Source organism: Clostridium sp. Marseille-Q5894, from assembly GCF_946902305.1.
Taxonomy (GTDB): domain Bacteria; phylum Bacillota_I; class Bacilli_A; order Erysipelotrichales; family Coprobacillaceae; genus Thomasclavelia.
The window spans coordinates 144107-167038 of record NZ_CAMPPT010000005.1; the positions used below are offsets into that span (position 1 = coordinate 144107).

16 protein-coding genes and 3 rRNA genes are annotated in these 22932 nt (G+C 34.5%); 14 read left to right on the forward strand and 5 right to left on the reverse strand.

What is annotated here, in order from left to right:
• Positions 1-40 precede the first annotated feature (40 nt).
• The 13 genes from OC535_RS09230 (at position 41) to OC535_RS09290 (ending at position 18091) form a co-directional block, all read left to right on the forward strand.
• Positions 41-1021 (forward strand): asparaginase, encoded by a 981-nt coding sequence (locus OC535_RS09230; protein WP_227052912.1) that lies wholly within the window; start codon positions 41-43, stop codon positions 1019-1021.
• 14 nt (positions 1022-1035) lie between these two features.
• The gene (locus OC535_RS09235; RefSeq protein ID WP_024722273.1) at positions 1036-2028 is read left to right on the forward strand and encodes a DNA-processing protein DprA; all 993 of its coding nucleotides are present in this window, start codon (positions 1036-1038) and stop codon (positions 2026-2028) included.
• A gap of 1 nt (position 2029) precedes the next feature.
• A complete protein-coding gene (locus tag OC535_RS09240) occupies positions 2030-2671 on the forward strand; it encodes a rhomboid family intramembrane serine protease (RefSeq protein WP_024722272.1) in 642 nt (213 codons plus the stop codon).
• 35 nt (positions 2672-2706) lie between these two features.
• Complete coding sequence (gene galU, locus OC535_RS09245) at positions 2707-3603, forward strand: UTP--glucose-1-phosphate uridylyltransferase GalU (protein WP_498823643.1); 897 nt, start codon at positions 2707-2709, stop codon at positions 3601-3603.
• A gap of 2 nt (positions 3604-3605) precedes the next feature.
• Positions 3606-4073, forward strand: a complete 468-nt coding sequence (locus tag OC535_RS09250; protein ID WP_227052914.1) for an ARS2 family protein — start codon at positions 3606-3608, stop codon at positions 4071-4073.
• Positions 4074-4178: 105 nt separating this feature from the next.
• Positions 4179-7697 carry a pyruvate:ferredoxin (flavodoxin) oxidoreductase gene (gene nifJ, locus OC535_RS09255; protein WP_227052915.1) on the forward strand — a complete coding sequence of 1173 codons (3519 nt, stop codon included), beginning with the start codon at positions 4179-4181 and terminating at the stop codon, positions 7695-7697.
• A gap of 443 nt (positions 7698-8140) precedes the next feature.
• A 16S ribosomal RNA gene (locus OC535_RS09260) occupies positions 8141-9665 on the forward strand.
• A gap of 235 nt (positions 9666-9900) precedes the next feature.
• Positions 9901-12813: ribosomal RNA gene (locus OC535_RS09265) — 23S ribosomal RNA — on the forward strand.
• Positions 12814-12898: 85 nt separating this feature from the next.
• A 5S ribosomal RNA gene (gene rrf / locus OC535_RS09270) occupies positions 12899-13007 on the forward strand.
• Together the 16S, 23S and 5S rRNA genes form the textbook arrangement of a ribosomal RNA operon.
• Before the next feature lie 106 nt (positions 13008-13113).
• On the forward strand, positions 13114-14118 hold the full coding sequence (locus tag OC535_RS09275) for an LTA glycolipid anchor biosynthesis glycosyltransferase, IagA/BgsA family (RefSeq protein WP_227053237.1): 1005 nt from the start codon (positions 13114-13116) through the stop codon (positions 14116-14118).
• Between the two features lie 14 nt (positions 14119-14132).
• Positions 14133-15161 carry a lysylphosphatidylglycerol synthase transmembrane domain-containing protein gene (locus OC535_RS09280; RefSeq protein WP_227053236.1) on the forward strand — a complete coding sequence of 343 codons (1029 nt, stop codon included), beginning with the start codon at positions 14133-14135 and terminating at the stop codon, positions 15159-15161.
• Positions 15162-15165: 4 nt separating this feature from the next.
• Positions 15166-17154: a glycosyltransferase gene (locus OC535_RS09285; protein ID WP_498823644.1), complete on the forward strand. Its 1989-nt coding sequence runs from the start codon at positions 15166-15168 to the stop codon at positions 17152-17154.
• Positions 17147-18091 carry an HD domain-containing protein gene (locus tag OC535_RS09290; protein ID WP_227053234.1) on the forward strand — a complete coding sequence of 315 codons (945 nt, stop codon included), beginning with the start codon at positions 17147-17149 and terminating at the stop codon, positions 18089-18091. The genes OC535_RS09285 and OC535_RS09290 overlap by 8 nt, the downstream gene beginning before the upstream one ends.
• A 293-nt stretch (positions 18092-18384) precedes the next feature.
• Here OC535_RS09290 and OC535_RS09295 read toward each other — a convergent pair whose 3' ends face one another.
• The 3 genes from OC535_RS09295 to OC535_RS09305 are packed head-to-tail and all read right to left on the reverse strand — an operon-like array spanning position 18385 to position 20699.
• On the reverse strand, positions 18385-18789 hold the full coding sequence (locus OC535_RS09295) for an HIT family protein (RefSeq protein WP_227053233.1): 405 nt from the start codon (positions 18787-18789) through the stop codon (positions 18385-18387).
• 54 nt (positions 18790-18843) lie between these two features.
• Entirely contained in the window at positions 18844-19704 is an 861-nt protein-coding gene (locus OC535_RS09300) for a hypothetical protein (protein ID WP_024722266.1), read from the reverse strand.
• Positions 19704-20699, reverse strand: coding sequence for a peptidylprolyl isomerase (locus OC535_RS09305; RefSeq protein ID WP_024722265.1), 996 nt, complete (start codon positions 20697-20699; stop codon positions 19704-19706). The genes OC535_RS09300 and OC535_RS09305 overlap by 1 nt, the downstream gene beginning before the upstream one ends.
• Before the next feature lie 233 nt (positions 20700-20932).
• Between OC535_RS09305 and OC535_RS09310 the strand changes: the two genes are divergently transcribed.
• On the forward strand, positions 20933-21010 hold the full coding sequence (locus OC535_RS09310; RefSeq protein WP_081721172.1) for a YjcZ family sporulation protein: 78 nt from the start codon (positions 20933-20935) through the stop codon (positions 21008-21010).
• Positions 21011-21038: 28 nt separating this feature from the next.
• Here the strand turns inward: OC535_RS09310 and trhA are convergent, their stop codons facing one another.
• Positions 21039-21710 (reverse strand): PAQR family membrane homeostasis protein TrhA, encoded by a 672-nt coding sequence (gene trhA, locus OC535_RS09315; RefSeq protein WP_498823645.1) that lies wholly within the window; start codon positions 21708-21710, stop codon positions 21039-21041.
• A gap of 68 nt (positions 21711-21778) precedes the next feature.
• Entirely contained in the window at positions 21779-22858 is a 1080-nt protein-coding gene (locus OC535_RS09320; protein WP_024722264.1) for an AI-2E family transporter, read from the reverse strand.
• Positions 22859-22932: the final 74 nt, after the last annotated feature.

Below are 22932 nucleotides of genomic sequence, written 5' to 3' on the forward strand. Positions count from 1 at the left end.
TATACTACAACAAATTTGCTATAATGATAACGGTGATAAAATGAAAAATATAGTAATTATAGCTACAGGTGGCACGATTGCTGGTAGTGGAAAGATAGGTAAAGCGACAGACTATCAAGCAGGAAAGATAGATATCAAAGAAATTATTGATTCAATTCCGATGATCAATGAAGTTGCAAATTTAAGGGCAATCCAGCTTTTTAATGTCGATAGTAATGAAATGGATGAGAAACATTGGCTTTGTCTAACAAAAAAAATCAATGAACTAGCAAATTATGATGATGTTGATGGTATTGTAGTTACACATGGTACAGACACGTTAGATGAAACTGCGTATTTTTTAAATTTAACAGTTCATACATATAAACCTGTTGTTTTAACTGGAGCAATGCGTCCGGCTAGTGCTACTAGTGCTGACGGACCGATGAATTTATATCAGGCGGTTTGTTTGGCTTCAAGTGATGAAGCTTTAGGACATGGCGTGATGGCACTATTTTCAAGTACGATTTATTCGGGACGAGATATTCAAAAAGTGAGTAATTTTAAAATCGATGCTTTTGATCAAAAGGATTTTGGCTGTTTAGGATATATGTATGATGATAAAGTGTTGATGTTTTCGAGAACCTTTAAAAAACATACTTTACAATCAGTTTTTAGTAAGGATTTACTAGAAGAATTACCTGCGGTAGGAATTGTTTATTATTATGCTGGGGCTAAAGTTGATCTTTTAAAAACAATGGCAGATGAACACCAGGGTATTGTAATTATTGGCAGTGGTAGTGGTAATTATAGTCAGGTATGGTTGCAGGAAATTGAGCGCTTGACTAATCAGGGAATAGTGTTTGTTCGAGCTTCACGAGTAAATCAAGGTATTGTCTATAAAAGCGATGTTTTTGATCCTAATAATGTTTGTATTCCTTCAAATACACTTTCGGGTCAAAAGGCAAGAGTGTTATTAATGTTGGCTTTAAGTAAAACAAGAAACATTAATGAAATTAGACGAATCTTTGATGAGTACTAGGAGATGATGCTGTTATGGAACGAATTAAATTGAATTTTGATAGTATTGCAATGATGCTGTTTTGTGCTCATTTAAAAGCGTATAAAGAAATTCCTTTAAGTACTGATGAATGGTTGAAAGTTGAAAAGATTATTAAAAAGAAAGATTTAAAGGGGCCGGCAAGCTTACTTTCAATGTCGCAACAAGATTTAGAAGATATTTTAGAAATTGATGAATTTATTGCTGATAAGATGGTCAAACGTTTGGCAACAGTTAATGTTTTTTTAAGTGTTTTAAATAATTTAGAAAGTAACGGAATTAATGTTACAACTAAATATGAAGATAATTTTCCAGCTAGATTAGTTAAGCAGTTAAAAAAGAGATCACCACTATATTTATTTTATTGTGGCGATATTAATATTACTAAAGATGGTATTTCATTAATGGGTTTAACTAAAGTAACCAAAAAAGATCGAACGTACACGAAACGTTTGATTGATAAAGTAAGCGAAAATGATTTAGTGTATATTTCGAATGATAGTAAAGGAATCGATGAAGTTGCATTTCATTATGCTTTACAACAGGGGTGCAAATGTGTTAGTTTTGTTTGTGAAAGATTGACAGCAAAACAAAATGAATATAAAAAATATCTAAAAACGGGACAATTGGTGATGTTGAGTGCTGAAGATCCCAATAGTTATTTTAATATCACTAGTGCTATTGATCGCAATAGCTATGTTTGTGCCCTTTCTAAATATCAAATTGTTATTTCGAGCAGTATAAATAATGGGGCAACCTGGTTTACGGCTTTGCAGAATCTTCATAACAATTGGACTATTCCTTTAGCAATTGAAGGATCATATTTAGGAAACGATCGTTTGTTAGATATGGGGGTTACACCAATTTATATTAAAGATATTTTAGCGGATCTTTCATTTGATATGATATATGAGAAGAATAAAAGAATCTTAGAAGATACAGAGGTAAATATTGATCAAATGTCAATATTTGAATTTATAGGAGAATAGTATGAAATTTGATTATAAGAAGTATCCTGTCACAGTTATCGTAGTCAGTATATGTGTTTTAGTTTATGGTTATACGACATTCAAGTATAGCTTGGATATGAATGCTCAGCAGGGGATCGAATGCGGTGGATTTAATCCGATTTTAGTAGTTTATTTTAAACAATATTATCGTTTGATAACAGCTAACTTTATCCATTTTGGTTTAATGCATATTTTTTGTAATTGTTATTCATTGATTAATTTAGGTTCTGTAATGGAGTATTTGTTAGGACAAAAGCGTTATGGAATTGTGTTAGGAGTATCGGCGTTATCAACGACTTTATTACCATGTCTGTATTTTATCGCTACAGGTAATGGTGCTAATAGTGTGATGGGAGGAATTTCAGGAGCGATATTTGGATTGATGGGTGCTCTATTAGCATTAGCGATAAAATTCAAAAATATCTATGCTTATTTATTTAAACAAATTTCTTCAAGTGTATTATTAATGTTATTGATTTCATTTTTGATTCCATCAATTTCATTAGCTGGACATATTTCAGGAATGATTGGCGGGTTTATCGTAATGCTGCTGATTATTCGGTTTATGCCTTTAAATATTTGGAAAAAGCAAACAACGACATATAATAACATTGTTAATTAGAGTAAAATATATTTATAGATGAAAAGGAGAAAAAGATGAAACAGAGAGTTAGAAAAGCGATTATTCCAGCAGCTGGATTAGGAACAAGATTTTTGCCAGCAACTAAAGCATTAGCTAAAGAAATGTTACCAATTGTTGATACACCAACAATTCAATATATTATTCAAGAAGCGGTCGATAGTGGGATAGAAGAAATCTTAATTATCACTAATTCTAATAAACATGCAATGGAGAATCATTTTGATAAATCTTATGAATTAGAAGCCCGTTTAATGGAGGCTGGAAAAGTTGAGCAGGTTAAAATGATTCAGGATATTGCAAGTATGGCAAATATTTATTATATTCGTCAAAAAGAACCAAAAGGATTAGGACATGCGGTATTATGTGCTAAATCATTTATTGGTGATGAACCATTTGCGGTATTATTAGGTGATGATATTGTAGTAAATGAAAATGGTAAACCGTCTTTGAAACAATTGATCGATGCTTATATGAGCAAAGAGGCTTCAGTTGTGGGAGTGCAGACAGTTAATCATAATGAGGTAAATAAATATGGAATCGTCAGTCCTTCTAAATCACATCCGGTTGAGAGTGCAGGAAGACTGGTAAAATTAAATGATATGGTTGAAAAACCTGCAGTAGATAAGGCTCCTAGTGATATGGCGGTATTAGGACGTTATGTTTTAACTCCTAAAGTTTTTGAGTTGTTAGAAACTCAGGAAAAAGGTGCTGGTGGTGAAATTCAATTAACCGATGCAATAAAACGTTTGATGGATATTCAAGCTGTTTATGCGTATGATTTTGAAGGAATTCGATATGATGTTGGTGATAAATTTGGTTTTATCAAAGCGACGATTGATTTTGCGTTAAATCGTGATGATTTAAAAGATAAGGTTCAAGAATATATTGAAACAATTGTAAAAGGTAAATAATGATGAAAATTAGGGATAAATACAACGATTATAAGGAAAGAAAAGAAGCTCAGGCGTTTTTTAATCAGCATAATGATGAAAAAGTTTATGGTAAAGATTATTTGATAGCTGTAGTTGTGGGATTGATCGTTACAGCTGTTTTGGGAATAATCATGGAATGGATAATAGCTAAAATAGGTATTAATTTCTCATATTTTTCAATTATCGTTGGAATATTGCAGGCTCGAGCAATTAGAAGAGTTTTGAATAAAAGTGGGGAAAAACTAGCTATTATGTCTGTTGTAACTTTTGTTTTAGGAATTATTTTTGCTCAAACTATTTATATGTGCATTGTACTGCCATATTTTAATATACAGATATTAGTAAATATGTTTATGTTTTGTGTGAAGTATATGTTTATAGGAGATTTTTTGAATACTGTTATATATTTATTTGGAGCAGTGGCTTCATATATGGCTTTAAAAGATTAAGACAATTGAATACTTTTTAATTGAATGGCGGTTTTGGCAATTTATAACTAGCAAATAAATAATTGCCGTAGTATAATGTATTTATGCAAAAGGAGGATTTAAAAAATGGCTAAAAAGTTTTTATCAATGGATGGTAATACTGCTGCTGCGCATGTGGCTTATGCGTTTACAGAAGTAGCAAGTATCTATCCTATTACACCTTCATCTCCGATGGCTGAAAATGCAGAAGCGTGGGCTGCTCAAGGAAAGAAAAATATCTTTGGCTCACCAGTTAATGTAATCGAAATGCAATCAGAAGCAGGAGCTGCAGGTGCTGTTCATGGGGCTTTACAAGGTGGGGCATTAGCAACGACTTTTACAGCGTCACAGGGACTATTGTTGATGATTCCTAATTTATATAAGATTGCAGGTGAATTGTTACCTGGAGTATTCCATGTATCTGCTCGTGCACTTGCAACTAGATCATTAAATATTTTTGGTGATCATCAAGATATTTATGCTTGTCGTCAAGTTGGGATGCCAATGATTTGTTCACATTCTGTTCAAGAAGTTATGGATCTAGGAGGAATCGCTCATTTAACTGCGATCAAAGGATCTGTTCCTGTAATGCACTTCTTTGATGGTTTTAGAACATCACACGAGATTCAAAAAGTTGAAGTTATGGATTATGATGTACTTGCAGGTTTGTTAGATCGTGAAGCGCTTGCAAGATATAAAAAGAGTGCTTTAAATCCACATATTAACCCTATTGAACGTGGTGGGGCAGAAAATGATGATATTTATTTCCAAGGACGTGAAGCACAAAATAAACATTATGAAGCAGTAGTTGAAATTGCTGCTGATTATATGAAAAAGATTTCTGAAATTACGGGAAGAGAATATGCACCGTTTACATATTATGGTGCTCCTGATGCAACAAGAGTAATTATTGCAATGGGTTCAGTGACTGAAACAATTAAAGAAACAATTGATGAAATGAGTCGAAACGGTGATCGTGTAGGGTTAATTAAAGTGCACTTATATCGACCATTCTCTGCAAAATATTTATTGAATGTTTTACCAGATACAGTAGCGAAAGTTGCTGTGTTAGATCGTACTAAAGAAATGGGAGCTACAGGTGAGCCACTATATTTAGATGTATGTAGTGTTTTGAAAGATGTAGACCATGTTAAAACAATTGTTGGTGGACGTTATGGAATGGGTTCTAAAGATACTACACCACGACAAATTAAAGCAGTTTATGATCATTTATTGCAAGATGATCCATTTACATCATTTACAATTGGTATTAATGATGATGTGACAAATTTATCGTTGAAAGAAGATCCTGATTTTAATGTTAAAGCTGATTATACAGCATGTTTATTCTATGGTTTAGGATCAGATGGGACAGTTTCAGCGAATAAATCAGCAATTAAAATCATCGGAGATCATACTGATTTATATTCTCAAGCATATTTTGCTTATGATAGTAAAAAGGCTGGTGGAGCGACTCGCTCTAACTTAAGATTTGGACATAGTCCAATTAGAGCTACATATTATGTTAATAATGCTGATTTTATTTCTTGTTCTCTAGACAATTATTGTTTAAAATATGACATGTTAAAGAATCTAAAAAAAGGTGGAACTTTCTTATTGAATACTGAATTTAATGAAAGTGAGATCGTAGATTATTTACCAAACAAATTGAAAAAACAATTGGCAGATCTAGAAGCTAAATTCTATATTATCAATGCTAATAAGATTGCTCATGAAATTGGTATGGGAAGAAGAACTAATACGATTCTTCAATCTGCATTCTTTGCATTAAATCCACAAATCTTACCAATTGATGAAGCTATTACATATATGAAAGAAATGGCTAAAAAGACATATGGTAAAAAAGGTGATGCCATTGTAGAACTAAATTATAAAGCTATTGATGCTGGTAAAGACGCTATTGTTGAAGTTGAAGTTGATCCAAGCTGGAAAGATTTGACGGTAACTAGTCGCCGTGAAAGAACTGGTGATGAACATTTTGATAATTTTGTATCTATAATTAATAAATTAGATGGATATGATTTACCAGTTTCTGCATTTATGGATAAATTAGATGGTTCAATGAAATCTGGAGTTGCTATTAAAGAAAAACGAGCTATCGCTACTGAAGTGCCTCGTTGGAAAAAAGAAAACTGTATTCAATGTAATAACTGTGTAATGGTTTGTCCACATGCAACAATCAGAGCATTCTTGATTGATGATGAAGAAATGGCAGACTTACCAGAAAATATCAGTGATGATGTTTTAAAACCAATGGGTAAAAATGTTGATGGATTAGTATATCGAATTCAAGTTTCACCTGATAACTGTGTTGGTTGTGGATTGTGCGTAACTGAATGTCCTGGTAAAAAAGGCGAAAAAGCTCTTGAAATGGTACCGGTGAAAGAAGAATTAAAACATGCTAAATTAGCAGATCATATGTATGAACATGTTGCTTATAAAGCTGATAAATATCCTTTAACTACAGTAAAAGGTGTTGGTTTTATGAGACCATACTTTGAAGTTTCAGGTGCATGTGGTGGCTGTGGAGAAACACCATATTATCGCTTAGCATCACAATTATTTGGTAAGGATATGATGATTGCTAATGCTACGGGATGTAGTTCTATCTATACTGGTTCTACTCCTTCAACACCATGTAATATTGATAAAAATGGACAAGGTCCAGCATGGGCTAACTCATTATTTGAAGATAATGCTGAATATGGTTTTGGAATGAAGCTTGCTGAAAATTATAAAACAAATCATTTATTAAGTGTTATTGATGCTAATAAAGCGGATTGTGAACCTGAATTACAAACATTATTAGATGAATATGTTGCAAATAAGGGTAATCGTGAACAAGAAAGAGCAATCGTTGATAAAATGTTACCATTGATCGTTGCTTCTAAAAATGAAGGTATTAAAGAATTATTAAGTCAAGAAGGTGACTTAGTAAGTAAATCACAATGGATCATCGGTGGTGATGGTTGGGCATATGATATTGGTTATGGCGGTGTAGACCATGTTCTAGCTAGTGATCAAAACGTTAATATTTTAGTATTGGATACTGAAGTGTATTCAAATACTGGTGGACAATCATCTAAATCATCACAAGCTGGTTCAATTGCTAAATTTACAGCTGGTGGTAAAACAGTAGCTAAAAAAGATTTAGCACAAATTGCTATGGCATATGGTCATGTATATGTTGCTCAAGTTGCAATGGGAGCCAACCCAATGCAAACTATCAAAGCATTTAAAGAGGCTGAATCATATAATGGTCCATCATTAATTATTGCTTATTCACCATGTATGGAACATGGAATCAAAGGTGGTCTAGCTAATCATCAAAGACAGCAAAAAGATGCTGTGGCTTGTGGATATTTCAACTTGTTAAGATATGATCCACGTTTAGAAGATGCTGGAAAGAATCCGTTACAAATAGATTCTAAAGAACCTGACTTTGATAAATTTAAAGATTTCCTATTATCTGAAAATCGATTTGCACAATTATCAAAAGTCAACCCAGTTCATGCTGAAGAATTAATGGACAAATGTTTAGCTGATGCTAAAAAGCGTCGGATGCGTTTAAATAGAATGGTTTAAAAAATAAATTAAAGAGACTGAAAGAAAATGTTGTTTATCTAAACAAGATTTGACAGCAGTCTCTTTTTTTGTAGAGTTTAGTATAATTTACATAAGTAGTAGATTTTAGATTACAAAGTGAATGAAAAGATATATTATTAAAAATACAGATGTTTTATCGTTATGTTAATAATCATCTAAAAAATAGGGAATTTGAAGTAAAATGAGCTTTATTTTAGCTTAGATTTTATTATAAAAGATATTTTTTAACAAATTTGTAAAAAAAAAGAATAAAATTCTTTACATTCACCAATAATAGTGATAGAATGTTAATGCACTTGAGAAAAGTGGAGAGATCATTGAAAACTAAACAGAATTAAGAAACACACGTCAAAGAAGGATCCGGAAACGGATAGAAGAGAAAAAGAAGAGCTAAACAAACGAAAGATTGTAAAGATAAAGAGACAATGGAGAGTTTGATCCTGGCTCAGGATGAACGCTGGCGGCGTGCCTAATACATGCAAGTCGAACGCGGGCAGCAATGCCCGAGTGGCGAACGGGTGAGTAATACATAAGTAACCTGCCCTTTACAGGGGGATAACTATTGGAAACGATAGCTAAGACCGCATAGGTAAAGATACCGCATGGTAAGTTTATTAAAAGTGCCAAGGCACTGGTAGAGGATGGACTTATGGCGCATTAGCTAGTTGGTGAGGTAACGGCTCACCAAGGCGACGATGCGTAGCCGACCTGAGAGGGTGACCGGCCACACTGGGACTGAGACACGGCCCAGACTCCTACGGGAGGCAGCAGTAGGGAATTTTCGGCAATGGGGGGAACCCTGACCGAGCAACGCCGCGTGAAGGAGGAAGGTCTTCGGACTGTAAACTTCTGTTATAAAGGAAGAAAGGCGGATACAGGGAATGGTATCCGAGTGACGGTACTTTATGAGGAAGCCACGGCTAACTACGTGCCAGCAGCCGCGGTAATACGTAGGTGGCAAGCGTTATCCGGAATTATTGGGCGTAAAGAGGGAGCAGGCGGCAGCAAGGGTCTGTGGTGAAAGACTGAAGCTTAACTTCAGTAAGCCATAGAAACCGGGCAGCTAGAGTGCAGGAGAGGATCGTGGAATTCCATGTGTAGCGGTGAAATGCGTAGATATATGGAGGAACACCAGTGGCGAAGGCGACGATCTGGCCTGCAACTGACGCTCAGTCCCGAAAGCGTGGGGAGCAAATAGGATTAGATACCCTAGTAGTCCACGCCGTAAACGATGAGTACTAAGTGTTGGGAGTCAAATCTCAGTGCTGCAGTTAACGCAGTAAGTACTCCGCCTGAGTAGTACGTTCGCAAGAATGAAACTCAAAGGAATTGACGGGGGCCCGCACAAGCGGTGGAGCATGTGGTTTAATTCGAAGCAACGCGAAGAACCTTACCAGGTCTTGACATACTCATAAAGGCTCCAGAGATGGAGAGATAGATATATGGGATACAGGTGGTGCATGGTTGTCGTCAGCTCGTGTCGTGAGATGTTGGGTTAAGTCCCGCAACGAGCGCAACCCTTATCGTTAGTTACCATCATTAAGTTGGGGACTCTAGCGAGACTGCCAGTGACAAGCTGGAGGAAGGCGGGGATGACGTCAAATCATCATGCCCCTTATGACCTGGGCTACACACGTGCTACAATGGATGGAGCAGAGGGAAGCGAAGCCGCGAGGTGGAGCGAAACCCAGAAAACCATTCTCAGTTCGGATTGTAGTCTGCAACTCGACTACATGAAGTTGGAATCGCTAGTAATCGCGAATCAGCATGTCGCGGTGAATACGTTCTCGGGCCTTGTACACACCGCCCGTCACACCATGAGAGTTGATAACACCCGAAGCCGGTGGCCTAACCGCAAGGAGGGAGCTGTCTAAGGTGGGATTGATGATTGGGGTGAAGTCGTAACAAGGTATCCCTACGGGAACGTGGGGATGGATCACCTCCTTTCTAAGGAGAAAGAAGAGAAGTGAAGTTTCATTAATACTGTTTAGTTTTGAGTGATGCTCAGGAGGAGTATTGCTTAAAAGAGATCATTGAAAACTGGATAATAGAAGAAATTTGCGATAGAAAAGAAGAGATCGAGATAAGAAGATTATTGAGGTCTTTCTAGAGAAGTCGAAAACTAAGAAAAGAATCACTGAAGAGACGAAAGTAAATAGTAAAGTGATCAAGAACACCAATAGGTAAAGTAAGAAAGAGCGTATGGCGGATGCCTAGGCACAGAGAGGCGAAGAAGGACGCAGCAAACAGCGAAATGCGACGGTAAGCAGTAAGCATGCGAAGAGCCGTCGATATCCGAATGGGGGAACCCACCCGGAGTAGAGACCGGGTATCCTGAAGTGAAAAAATAGCTTCAGAGAGGCGAGACTCAGGGAACTGAAACATCTAAGTACCTGAAGGAAGAGAAAATAAAGAAATGATTCCCTAAGTAGTGGCGAGCGAAAGGGGAGGAGCCCAAACCGATCCAAGGATCGGGGTTGAAGGACTGTCGAGAAAGAGCAAGAAGACATTATAGACGAACGGAATGGGAAGTCCGGCGAAACAGGGTGAGAGCCCCGTAGTCGAAATAGTGAGGAAGCTTGAGACAGCACCTGAGTACGGCGGGACACGAGGAATCCTGTCGGAATCAGCCAGGACCATCTGGCAAGGCTAAATACTACTCTGTGACCGATAGTGAACCAGTACCGTGAGGGAAAGGTGAAAAGAACCCCGGGAGGGGAGTGAAAGAGAACCTGAAACCATATGCTTACAAGAAGTTAGAGCCCGTTAAAGGGTGATAGCGTGCCTTTTGTAGAATGAACCGGCGAGTTACGATATGGAGCGAGGTTAAGCAGGATATGCGGAGCCGAAGCGAAAGCGAGTCTTAAGAGGGCGAAAGTTGCATGTCGTAGACCCGAAACCGAGTGATCTAGCCATGACCAGGTTGAAGTTGGGGTAGAACCCGATGGAGGACCGAACCGACCCCCGTTGAAACGTTGGCGGATGAGTTGTGGCTAGGGGTGAAATTCCAATCGAACTCGGAGATAGCTGGTTCTCCCCGAAATAGCTTTAGGGCTAGCGTCGAGAGAGAGGTCAAGTGAAGGTAGAGCACTGAATATGTGATGGCCCCATCCCGGGGTACTGAATATAATCAAACTCCGAATGTCACAGAGACAGGCTCGGCAGTCAGACAGCGGGTGATAAGGTCCACTGTCAAAAGGGAAACAGCCCAGACCATCAGCTAAGGTCCCAAAATATATACTAAGTGGAAAAGGATGTGGAGATGTCCAGACAACTAGGAGGTTGGCTCAGAAGCAGCCATCCTTTAAAGAGTGCGTAACAGCTCACTAGTCGAATGACTCTGCGCCGATAATTTACCGGGGCTAAGTATATTACCGAAGCTATGGATTTACAGAGATGTAAGTGGTAGGGGAGCGTTCTATAGGCGGAGAAGCTGTACCGGAAGGAGCAGTGGAGCGTATAGAAGAGAGAATGCCGGTGTGAGTAGCGGAACGCGGGTGAGAATCCCGCGCACCGAAAACCCAAGGTTTCCAGAGGAAGGTTCGTCCGCTCTGGGTAAGTCGGGACCTAAGGCGAGGCCGAGAGGCGTAGTCGATGGACAACAGGTAGAGATTCCTGTACTTACGGTATGAATGAAGGAGTGACGGAGCAGGCTAGCGCATCCTGGAGCTGGAAAAGCAGGTGCAAGCGAGGTAGCTGACAGCCAGGCAAATCCGGTTGTCGAAAGGCGAAGGCGTGAAGCGGATGGAAAGCTAAGGCGAGTACAGAAGAGCGTGAAGCAAGCTTCCAAGAAAAGCTTCTAGTGCTAATCATACAGTAACCCGTACCGAAAATGGACACACATGGGTGAGGAGAGAATCCTAAGGTGAGCGAGAGAACTATAGCTAAGGAACTCTGCAAAATGACTCCGTAACTTAGGGAGAAGGAGTGCTCATAGAGATATGAGCCGCAGTGAAACGGCCCAAGCGACTGTTTACCAAAAACACAGCTCTATGCTAAGTCGAAAGACGACGTATATGGGGTGACGCCTGCCCGGTGCTGGAAGGTTAAGAGGATGTGTCAGCGCAAGCGAAGCACTGAATTGAAGCCCCAGTAAACGGCGGCCGTAACTATAACGGTCCTAAGGTAGCGAAATTCCTTGTCAGGTAAGTTCTGACCCGCACGAAAGGCGTAACGATTTGGGCGCTGTCTCAGCTGTAGACTCGGTGAAGTCTTAGTACCTGTGAAGATGCAGGTTACCCGCGACTAGACGGAAAGACCCCATGGAGCTTTACTGCAGCTTGATATTGGACTTTGATGCAGGATGTACAGGATAGGTAGGAGACGAAGAGACATGCACGCCAGTGTGTGAGGAGTCGCTGTTGGGATACTACTCTTCGTGTATTGGAGTTCTAACCGGATGCCATAAACTGGTGACGGGACAGTGTCAGGTGGGCAGTTTGACTGGGGCGGTCGCCTCCCAAAGAGTAACGGAGGCGCCCAAAGATACCCTCAGCTTGGATGGAAATCAAGCGCAGAGTGCAAAGGCAAAAGGGTGTTTGACTGCGAGACCAACAAGTCGAGCAGGGACGAAAGTCGGGCTTAGTGATCCGGCGGTGCTGAATGGAAAGGCCGTCGCTCAACGGATAAAAGCTACCCTGGGGATAACAGGCTGATCTCCCCCAAGAGTTCACATCGACGGGGAGGTTTGGCACCTCGATGTCGGCTCATCGCATCCTGGAGCTGAAGTCGGTTCCAAGGGTTGGGCTGTTCGCCCATTAAAGCGGTACGCGAGCTGGGTTCAGAACGTCGTGAGACAGTTCGGTCCCTATCTGTCGTGGGCGTAGGAAGTTTGAGAAGATCTGTCCTCAGTACGAGAGGACCGGGATGGACATATCAATGGTGCACCAGTTGTCACGCCAGTGGCACAGCTGGGTAGCTAAATATGGAAGGGATAAACGCTGAAGGCATCTAAGTGTGAAACCCACTTCAAGATGAGACTTCCCAAAACGCAAGTGAGTAAGACCCCTTAAAGACGATAAGGTAGATAGGTCAGGAGTGTAAGCATGGCGACATGTTAAGCGGACTGATACTAATAGGTCGAGGACTTAACCTAAAGAGAAGGTTGGAGACGAGCAAATGGAAGGAACTATTATCCGGTTTTGAGTGATTCTCGAAAGGAATTGCTTAAAGAGAAGAGATCTGGTAGCGATAGCATGATGGACACACCTGTACCCATACCGAACACAGAAGTTAAGCATCATAACGGCGAAGATAGTACTGCGGTGCGAAAATAGCAAGCTGCCGGTTCTTTTTTTATTTTGGATACCTCGGGTATCCTTTTTTTGTTTATACAGTGAATATATTATTTCTTTTAATACTTAACGATTTGTAGTATAATATCCATGGTGATAAAATGAAAATTAAATTATATTTTGGACAGGAAGATACGATAAAAAAATCGGGAATTGGACGTGCTTTTATTCATCAGAAAAAAGCCCTTGAATTAAATGGTATTTCATATACAGTTGATAAAGCAGATCTAGATTATGATATTTTACATATTAATACTGTTTGGCCTGATAGTATTAAAATGATTAATCAAGCACGGGAAAATAATAAGAAAATAGTGTATCATGCGCATAGTACAGAAGAAGATTTTAGAAATTCATTTATGTTTTCAAATTCAGTATCAGGTATATATAAAAAATGGTTGATTAGTTTATATACTAAGGGTGATCATATAATTACACCTACACCATATTCAAAAAGAATATTAGAATCTTATGGAATCACATTGCCAATTAGTGCTATATCTAATGGAGTAGATTTGTCACAATTTAATCCTACTAATAAACAAATAGATTTATTTAAAAATAAGTTTGGTATTGAAGATAATGATGTAATAATTATCTCGGTTGGCTGGTTATTTGAACGTAAAGGTTTTGATACTTTTATTGAAGTGGCTAGAAGATTACCTAGTTATAAATTTATGTGGTTTGGAGATGTCAAATTATCTCATCCAACTAAGAAGATAAAAGATCTTTTGGATAACTTGCCTGATAATGTGATTTTACCTGGATATGTTAGTGGCGATATAATCAAAGGTGCATACGGAAGAAGTAATATCTTTTTTTTCCCATCACGAGAAGAGACAGAAGGAATTGTTGTGTTAGAGGCTTTGGCATGCAAGTGTAATGTCTTATTGCGTGATATTCCAGTATTTTCAGATTGGTTAGAAGATGGTGTTAATTGTTATAAAGGTAATGATACTGATGATTTTGTTGATATTATTAATAAAATGATTGAAGGTGAGTATCCTTCATTGGTTGATCAAGGTTATGAGGTAGCTAAACAAAGGGAACTGTCAAAAATCGGAAAAGAATTATTAGAGGTATATGAAGAAACACTTAGACTCTAATTTGAGGTGATTTTATGGATAAGAAATCTAATAAGAAATATGTTTTTAATATTTTATTAATTTTAATATTAGGAGCAGCTGTTATTTATTTAACAATGAAGGATGATCTACAAGCTTCATTGAAAGCGCTGATGTCGGCTTCTCCGATGTGGATTTTATTTTCCTTTATCTTGATGGGAGTATATTTTGTTCTTGATGGTTTAAATTTATATACGTTTGGTCGTTTATACAAAAAAGATTATCGTTATAAGCAGGGATTTGTAAATGCTATTTCGGGTACTTTTTTTAATGGAATTACACCTTTTTCTAGTGGTGGACAATTCGCACAAGTATATATTTTTAATCGTCAGGGAATCCAGCCGACGAATTCGGCAAGTATTTTATTAATGGCTTTTATTGTATATCAAAGTATTCTTGTTTTATTTACAGCGGTGATTATGATTTTTAAATATAGTATTTATAGTTCTATATATAGTGAGTTTTTTTCATTAGCTATAATTGGTTTTTTAATTAATTTTTTTGTTATTGCAGGATTATTTTTAGGTGCTAAATCTAAAAAACTTCAAAATTTTATCTGTAATAATATCATAAAATTTTTAAGCAAAATTCGTATTGTAAAGAATTATACAGATACTGTATTTAAAATTTCGAAGTCATTAGAAAATTTTAGAGAAGAATTGAATATTTTACAGCGCAATAAAAATATTTTAATAAAATCATCAATAATAAATCTTTTTAAACTAATAATTATTTATAGTATCCCTTTTTTTGCGGCCAAAGCTCTTCATATAGATGTATCAATAAAACAATTACCTAATTTTATAGGTATTTGTTCGTTTGTGTATATGATTACAGCTTTTGTGCCTATTCCAGGGGCTAGTGGAGGTAGTGAAGGGGTGTATTTTATGTTATTTTCACCATTACTGGGAGCAGTTGGAACTCCCACGACAATGCTGATTTGGCGTTTTATTACATATTATTTAGGATTGATTATTGGTGGTTTAATTTTTGCAGTTAATAAAGAGATAAATAGAACGGAGTAAAATTATGAAAATAGCTATTTTTTCAGATACATATATACCAGATATAAATGGAGTAGCTACTTCAACTAAAATTTTGCGAGATGAGTTGATTAAACACGGTCATGAAGTTGTTGTAGTTACAAGTGAATTACCAAGTGAAAGCGATTATTTGGATGACCCTGATGATAATATTTTAAGGGTTCCAGGATTAGAAATTCAGGCATTATATGGATATCGAGCTTGTAATATTTATTCATTTAAAGGAATGCGTGAGATAAAAGGGATGAACATTGAAGTGATTCATGTTCAAACAGAATTTGGAATAGGAATATTTGGTAGAATAGTTGGTGAATCATTAAATATTCCTGTTGTGTATACTTATCATACTATGTGGGCAGATTACTCTCATTATGTAAATCCTGTTAATTCAACAGCAATTGATGGATTGATAAAAAAAGCGATTACCCGAATAAGTAAATTTTATGGTGATAAGAGCACAGAATTGATTGTTCCATCTACAAAAACAGAGGACGCGTTAAGGAAATATGGTCTTAATAAGGAGATGCATGTTATTCCAACGGGATTGGAATTAGATAAATTTGATCCTAAAAATAAAAATGAAACATTGATCAATCAAATTAAACAACAGTATGGAATCAATGATCAATTTATTATCACATTTTTAGGTCGAATTGCAAAAGAGAAAAGTATTGACGTGTTAATAGATGCAATGAAAGAAGTTGTTAAAGAAAATGATAATGTGTTGTGTTTGATCGTAGGTGGAGGTCCACAGCTTGAAGAATTAAAAGAATTAGTTAAAGATGATCATATAAGTAAATATGTAGTCTTTACTGGTCCAAAACCTAGTAATGAAGTTCCAAGTTATTATCATCTTTCAAATGTTTTTGTTTCTGCTTCAATTACAGAAACTCAAGGATTGACATATATAGAAGCAATGGCAAGTGGAATACCAGTAATTGCTCGTTATGATCAAAATTTAGAAAATGTCATTATTGATGGTGTAAATGGCTATTTCTTTAAAGAAACAAATGAATTAGTTAGTATTTTATTAAAGATGATAAATAGTGATAATTCAAAGATGGCAAAAGAAGCCTATTTGAATGCGATGAAATTTAGTAGTGAAGTATTTTATGAAAAAGTGCTAGATGTATATCAAAGAGCAATTAATTTAAAACATTATACTTATACTGTTAAGTCAATTTATCCAATAAAAAAAGGTAGTAATGAAGTTGTTTTTTTATTTGATGAAAGTGAGATAATTGTTGAAGTTAGCGATAAAGTTATTAGAGCTTATAAATTAGAACCAGGTAAAGAAATCAATAAAGAAATTTTTGATATTATAAAAGATTATGAACAAGTCTCAAGGGCGTATAATAAGGCATTAAAGCTACTAACAGTAAAAGATTATACTTATAATCAAATGAAGAAAAAATTAATGGATAATGGTGATTATGATGATACTCAGCTTGATGCAACGTTAGAATTGCTGCAAGAAAAGAATTTAATTAATGATGAGGCTTATACCCTAAATTATTTAAAACGCTGCACACGCTTAGGTATTGGCTTAAATAAAGCAATATATAATTTACGTAATTATGGTATCAGCAGTGAAATTATTGATCGTTGTCTTGAAGAAAATGATCATGATGATGAGTATAATGCTGCAACAAATATAATCGATGCTTATTATAATCGTAATAATAATTTTTCTTATAAAGCAACATTAAAAAAGATTCGTGATAAACTTTATATCAAAGGATTTACCGCAGAAACTATTGAAAGAGCTTTAGCTGATTATGATTTTGATTTTGATGATCAAAAAGAGCGAAAAACTTTAGAAAAAGAATTTATAAAGCAAAAAAAGAAATATATAAAAAAATATCATGGGAATCAATTAAAAGAAAAAATAATTGATACTTTATTAAGAAAAGGTTACAATTATGAGCATATTAAAGAATTGTTAAATGAAGAAGGAGCTTTAAATGATGAATAAAATAAAGGATTTAAAACCAGGAGATGAAGGGGTTGTTGTTGAAGCCTTGATAAATCGTGTTGTAACTGGAAAAACAAATGGGGCCAATCGATCAACTTATTTGAGTATCACTTTACAAGATACAAGTGGATCAATTGATGCTAAACTTTGGAATGCTACTAATGAACAAGTAGAAAAACTTATCATGGGCACTGTTGTTCAAGTAAAAGGTGATATAATTAAGTATAACGAAGATCGTCAAATGAAGATCATTAAAATTCATGTTGCTTCTAATGATCCTCAAGAACAAGTAAAATATTTAAAAAGCGCTCCAAAAACTGGTGAAGAACTAATTAAAGAAATAAAAAAATATATTGATCGTATTGATAATTTAAAATTAAATCAATTGGTTAAAGCTATTTTTGAAGAACATATTGATAAATTAACTATTTATCCGGCTGCAAGTAAAAATCATCATGAGTATGTATCAGGATTAGCTCACCATACTTATAGTATGTTGAAAATTGCCGATGCTTTATATACTTTGTATCCTACATTAAATAAGGACTTATTATTTGCTGGAATCACTTTACATGATTTAGGGAAAATAGTGGAGTTAAGTGGACCAGTTGTTCCTGAGTATACAATCGAAGGTAAATTATTAGGGCATATTTCAATTTCACAGGCTATGATCAAGGAAACAGCTGATAAGATGCATATTGAAGGTGAAGAAGTAACATTACTTCAACATATGATTCTATCACATCATGGTAAAAATGAATTTGGATCACCAGTGTTGCCACAGATAAAAGAAGCAGAAATCGTTTATTTAATTGATAATATGGATGCAAGAATCAATATGCTGGAAAAGGCACTAGAAACAGTAGAACCTGGAAATTTTTCAAAAAGAGTTTTCGCCTTAGAAAATAGAGCTTTTTATAAACCAAAAATGAATTAAAAAAGATATAGAAATGGTTCTTTCTTACTTTAGGGTAAATATGAGAAAACGAGATTTCTCAAATGATTATTAAATATAATCATTTTTGAAATCTCTTATTTTTAACTACTCATTATTGAGTAAGAACCATGGCTATATCTTTTTATTTTGAAACTATTGATAGTAGATAGAGATCAGTGTAAAAAATAAATTTGAAATAATAATTTTAGATTTGGAAAAATATTTATATTATTAAAAAGGTGGAAAATCCACCTATAAATCACAACTAAAAATAATCTTTTTTATAAGATAAGTTATTTTTTTATTTTAGCTAAAATATCGTCAAGATCAATATCATTACTGCGATCTGTAAAATTAATTTCAATTTTGTCTGTTTGGTCATAACGAGGTATAATATGAATATGAAAATGCATCACAGTTTGTCCAGCAGCTTCATTTGCATTAGTAAGGATATTTACTCCTTGAGCGTTCAAATTGGTAACGATTTTTTTAGCAAGTTTTTTAGTGACTTTTGATAAATGAGCTAAAGTATCATCATCAACCTCTAAAAAATTTTTATAATGTTTTTTAGGAATAACCAAGGTATGACCATTGGTAGTTTGACTTAAATCTAAAAAAGCCAGACAGATATCATCTTCATAAATAACTTTTCCAGGTATTTCTTTTGTTGCAATCTTACAAAAAATACAATTTTCCATAAATACGTCCTCCATAAATTTATTTTAACATATAAAAAAGATAAGGGTAAACCCTTATCCTAAATAATCTTCATTAGCTTCTTTAATTTCATCTTTAATTGCTTCTTCATAAATGTCAAAATTATATTGTTTTAAATAATAACTTTCCATCTTAGTTGACATTTCACTAATAGAAGCTAAATTACTCTTAATTTCATCTTTAATCGCACTTTGATCACTATTATAGACATAAATAACAGCATATTTAGATTCAGATGTTTTAATTACTTTACTATATAAACCATCTTTAGTAAATTTATCTAATTTGTCAATAATTTTAGAATCAACACTAGTAGACTCAGTAGTTACCATTCCAGCATCACTACCACTGTTTTCATTCATAACAGTATCAAAATCAGCACCTTCATTGATTTGATCGATCAAACTTAAAGCCCCAGATTCAGTATCAACTGTAATGATTTTTAAATACTTAGGTTTATATTCTTTAACTAAAGCTTTATAGTTTTCATCAATATATTTTTCTTTAAGCATTTCTTGTTTAACGCCAACAGTTACGATACCGTCAATATAAGCCTGTTCATCTGCATAACCTAATTGTTTTGCATATTCGTCTAAAGAAGTAGATATATTTTCTTTTGTACTAGCAACTTTTTCATCGACTTTAGCTTTGATGGCATCTTCATCAGTGATTTCTTGATCTGCAATATAAGTAAGAGCTAAAGATAAAACTTCAGAACTTCCATATTGTTCTAATAAATAATGATATATTTCGTTTTTATTAATTTTGGTATCATCAATAGTAATTACTGCTTTGTCACCGTCACTTACTTCACTTGAATAATTTACAGCACTAGAAGAACCACATCCTACTAATAAAGTTCCAGCAACCATTAATGGAAATATTTTTTTCTTCATTACTCAGTTCCTCCTCTACTAGTTTCACGTTCTTTTAACGCTTCTTCGATAATACTGTTTACAAGTTTTTCAACATCGTCATCGCTATATTTTACATCATATGATTGATATGCAATATATGGTAGATACAAATCATAAGAAATCAATGGACTATCTATTGATAGATCCTTTTTTAGTGATTTTTTTATTGTATCTTTGTCTGTGTTAGTTACAGTTACAAAATAATAACCATCACTACCTTTGATAGCTTCACTTGTTTCTCCTTCATTTAATGCTAAAATCTTAGTTTCTACATCACTGCCATAAGTGCTGCTAATGCTGCTAGTTTTATCAATAACACCTAAACTACCTTTATTCATTTTAGTAGCAGTATCATCAGAATAATCTTTTGCAATATCACCAAATGATTTGCTTGAAGAAATCAAAGCAGCTACTTCGTTCAATTTTGTGCTTTCAGCTTCAGTTGGATTATCTACATCAGTCATAGCGACCTTGATAATGCTTGCTTCACGAGGACTTGATTGTGTGTAGTAGTCATCAAAAACTTCATCAAAATTATTTTCTACATAATCTAGTAAGAAGTTAGATTTTTGATAAGCTTTAACCATTGCTTCACGATAAGCATCTAATGATGCATAACCACTAGAAGATAGAATAGTATTTAATTGTTCCTCAGCACTATCCCCATATTGGCTTTCGTAGTATGCTTGAATTTGATCTACTGTTCTTTTAGCATCTGTTTCCATGTCATCATCAATAGGGAATTTGTCATCCATCAATTGTTGTAAAACAGCCTCAAAAAAAGCACTTTTACCACTAGTTGTATTAGTGATATCCTCAAAGATATCATCAGCAAAGATATTTTTATCTTTTTTATCTTTGCTTAAAGAGGCAACTACATATTTCCCATCCTCTTTAACTGTTTTGGAATTACCGCATCCAGTTAATAAGAAACTAGTTACTACTAAAGCAGCAGCATATTTTCCTAATTTCATATTTTTCCTCCTTATCTTTTCCATAACGATATGATTATACTATTTTCTTTACTTAATTTCAATAAAATAGGCAAAAACACACTAGCAATTGTTATTTTAACATAATTTATAATATGTAGGTGGTAGGAGGGAAATAGATGAGTAACTGTAAATGCAAAAATGTTCATATGTATGTTTTATTCATTATTTTAGTTATTGTCGGTATCTATTGTTTATAAAAGGAGGCGATTGCAATGGCTTGCCAAGATAACTCTTTTACTTTAGTATTAGTTTTATTCATATTATTAGTTATTATCTGTAATATGTGTTAATGAAAAGGGATGTCAGTTTTGACATCCCTTAAATATAGAAAACGATAGCAATAAAATGTAAGATCGAAGCTATTGAAATAAAAATATGCCAAATAACATGGTTATAAGGAATCTTTTTATTCGCATAAAAGAAAGCTCCAATTGAATACATAATCCCTCCTGCAACGATCAGCCATAGAAAAATGGCACTAGAATTATTAATGATTGATGGAATGAATAATATTGCAGTCCATCCCATCACCAAATAAATCGTTAAAGAAAGTTTAGGAAGGCTTTTTATTGAGATAGATTTATATAAAATGCCAACTAATACCATGACCCACTGGATAATTAAAATGATAATTCCCTGGTATCCTTTAATCAAACACAAAGCAACTGGAGTATAACTTCCTGCTATTGCAAAATAAATAAAAATATGATCTAAAATTCTAAATACTTGTTTATGGGAACTGTCATGATCCATCGCATGATAAAGAGTTGATACTAAAAACATTAAGAAAATACAAATGGTAAAAACACTAACACCAAATGATTGCAATATTCCACCTTTAATATAAGCATATACAGCACAAACTGGAATCAAGACAAGCATGATAAAGGCCATAATGCCATGAGTTATACAATTAAATAGTTCTTCTTTAAAATAGGGTGGAAAAATACGTTTTATTTTTTTTGATAATTCATTATTAACTTTTTCCATATTCATCACCTGAAAATAATATAATACATATTATTTTGAAATTCAAACAAAAAGATACACTAAGTGTATCAAATTAATAATTTATCCTGGTGGTGTTCTTTGTAGACCTGATAAGTCACTTTTACACTTACTAATAAAGGCATCGCAATAACCATTCCTAACATGCCAAATAAAGATGAACCAGATAAAATTCCAAAAAGAACCCACATAATACTTAAATCAATTCGTGAGGAATATATTTTAGGTGTGATAATGTAAGACATGACGATCGATTGAATAAAGATCAAAATGCATAAAACAAAAATCGTAGTCGTCCCCATTCCTAAAGAAGTAATTAAACCTAAACAGTTAGCTGTAACTGGTCCAACATAAGGAATGATGGAACTTACCCCAGAAACAAATCCTAAAATCAACCAGTTAGGATGGCCAATCAATAAATACATCAACATAGCTGTAATAGCTTGGGCAATTGCACCAATAAAAAATGCTTTAACATATTGAACTAGTGATAAATCAATTTCTTTTAAATATCCCGGTAGCTGATGATCGATTCTCGCAGTAATTTTTTTTATTGTTTGACGAATATGATTAAATGTACTAGACATATAAATAGCTAAAATTATGTAAATCAAGATATTAGTTACATTTATCAATACTTGATTTAAAACATCTATCGTTGTATCTAAAACGGTAGAATCATTAAAAAATTCACTAACAATATTTTGAATATAACTAGTCAAAGATGAAATATCATAATTAAAATTATCTTGAACAAAAACACCGATTTCTTTTAATCCCGCATTAAATGCTGGAAACATTTCAGAAATACTATCATAAATCATTGGCACTGCAAGTGAAATAATTAAAATTAAAATCGCTAAAGACGCTAAATATATTAATATGACAGAGATATTTCGTCTTTTTACATATTTATCAACAAAATTGATCAAAGGATTTAAAACAAAAGCAATCGTAAAGCCAATGATAAACGGTCGTGAAACTAACCAGACGACATTAATAACACCACTCCATAAATCACTGGTGGAAATAATCAAAAGAATGATTGCTAATACGATCATTAAATTTAATAACGTATGCGTGATTTTTTTTGAGGAAATAATACGTAAAAATTTATTTAAAAGTTCCATTTTTACACCTCCATTACATATAAATATACCACAATCTGGTAATAATATAAATTGAAATGGGTTTCTATTTTAGA

Bases quoted from the DNA above. Each gene is read 5' to 3' on its own strand.
- OC535_RS09310 (WP_081721172.1), top strand. From the start codon at position 20,933: ATGGCTTGCCAAGATAACTCTTTTACTTTAGTATTAGTTTTATTCATA.
- OC535_RS09285 (WP_498823644.1), top strand. From the start codon at position 15,166: ATGAAAATAGCTATTTTTTCAGATACATATATACCAGATATAAATGGA.
- OC535_RS09230 (WP_227052912.1), top strand. From the start codon at position 41: ATGAAAAATATAGTAATTATAGCTACAGGTGGCACGATTGCTGGTAGT.
- OC535_RS09250 (WP_227052914.1), top strand. From the start codon at position 3,606: ATGAAAATTAGGGATAAATACAACGATTATAAGGAAAGAAAAGAAGCT.
- OC535_RS09295 (WP_227053233.1), bottom strand. From the start codon at position 18,789: ATGGAAAATTGTATTTTTTGTAAGATTGCAACAAAAGAAATACCTGGA.
- nifJ (WP_227052915.1), top strand. From the start codon at position 4,179: ATGGCTAAAAAGTTTTTATCAATGGATGGTAATACTGCTGCTGCGCAT.
- OC535_RS09300 (WP_024722266.1), bottom strand. From the start codon at position 19,704: ATGAAGAAAAAAATATTTCCATTAATGGTTGCTGGAACTTTATTAGTA.
- galU (WP_498823643.1), top strand. From the start codon at position 2,707: ATGAAACAGAGAGTTAGAAAAGCGATTATTCCAGCAGCTGGATTAGGA.
- OC535_RS09240 (WP_024722272.1), top strand. From the start codon at position 2,030: ATGAAATTTGATTATAAGAAGTATCCTGTCACAGTTATCGTAGTCAGT.
- OC535_RS09320 (WP_024722264.1), bottom strand. From the start codon at position 22,858: ATGGAACTTTTAAATAAATTTTTACGTATTATTTCCTCAAAAAAAATC.
- OC535_RS09280 (WP_227053236.1), top strand. From the start codon at position 14,133: ATGGATAAGAAATCTAATAAGAAATATGTTTTTAATATTTTATTAATT.
- OC535_RS09305 (WP_024722265.1), bottom strand. From the start codon at position 20,699: ATGAAATTAGGAAAATATGCTGCTGCTTTAGTAGTAACTAGTTTCTTA.
- OC535_RS09275 (WP_227053237.1), top strand. From the start codon at position 13,114: ATGAAAATTAAATTATATTTTGGACAGGAAGATACGATAAAAAAATCG.
- OC535_RS09235 (WP_024722273.1), top strand. From the start codon at position 1,036: ATGGAACGAATTAAATTGAATTTTGATAGTATTGCAATGATGCTGTTT.
- OC535_RS09290 (WP_227053234.1), top strand. From the start codon at position 17,147: ATGAATAAAATAAAGGATTTAAAACCAGGAGATGAAGGGGTTGTTGTT.
- trhA (WP_498823645.1), bottom strand. From the start codon at position 21,710: ATGGAAAAAGTTAATAATGAATTATCAAAAAAAATAAAACGTATTTTT.